This is a genomic window from Pseudomonas sp. K5002 (assembly GCF_013386655.1).
Lineage (GTDB): Bacteria > Pseudomonadota > Gammaproteobacteria > Pseudomonadales > Pseudomonadaceae > Aquipseudomonas.
The window spans coordinates 1-753 of record NZ_JACARK010001049.1; the positions used below are offsets into that span (position 1 = coordinate 1).

The following is a 753-nucleotide window of genomic DNA, read 5'->3' on the forward strand; positions in this document are numbered from 1 at the left end:
CGTGTATCGCCGATATTGCGCACCCGGCCCGCCCCCAACGAGTAACCCGGCGCTGGCAAGCCGATGCCGAGCATCGCCGCCGGCACGCTGAAGCGCCGCTCTTCGCCGGTGCTTTCCTTGACTGTCACTTCAACGTCGGAGCGTGTGTTCAGGCGCCTCACGTCGGTCAGCGAGAACGGCCCGGCCGGCACCACCGTGGAGTGAATCAGCGCGCCGTTCTGGCGCACCTCCACCTGGGCCGGGCTGTTGGCGATGCCGCTGATGGTCGAGCCCTGTTCCTGGTCCTGCAGGGCCTGTTCGGTAAACAGTTGCATGCCGGTGATCTGCGCGGACGACAGCACCGGGTTGTAGAGGTTGATCTGCCCGGCCTGCAACACCGCCTGCTGCTCGGCGAAGGTGCGCTGGGCATAGGCTTCCAGGTGAGTGCTGCGAGACCTGGAATCCTGCCAGGTCTGCACCTGGCGGCTGCGCACGATCCAGTCGCCCGCGTTGAAGCCCAGCTCGGTATTGGCCGAGCCGAAGCGGCTGGCGTCGTCGCCATAACGGTTGTACAAACCGGTGAGGTCGTAGTTGAGCAAGCCGGCGAACCCTCCGGTTTCATAACCGGACAGCTCACGTTGGCGCGGGCGCAGGGCATCGGTGGGCACCATCAGGCTCACGCTCAGGCTGGCGGGGTCTTGCTCCACCACGGTTTGCGGGTATTCGCCGAGGAAGTCATGGCAGCGGCTGTCGGCCAGCGGGGCCGGTATCACC

At 66.1% G+C, this 753-nt stretch carries 1 protein-coding gene; it reads right to left on the reverse strand.

Annotated features, from left to right (window positions below; translation table 11 throughout):
• On the reverse strand, positions 1 to 753 hold a 753-nt coding region (locus HX846_RS33025), incomplete at both ends, for a fimbria/pilus outer membrane usher protein (RefSeq protein WP_178967032.1).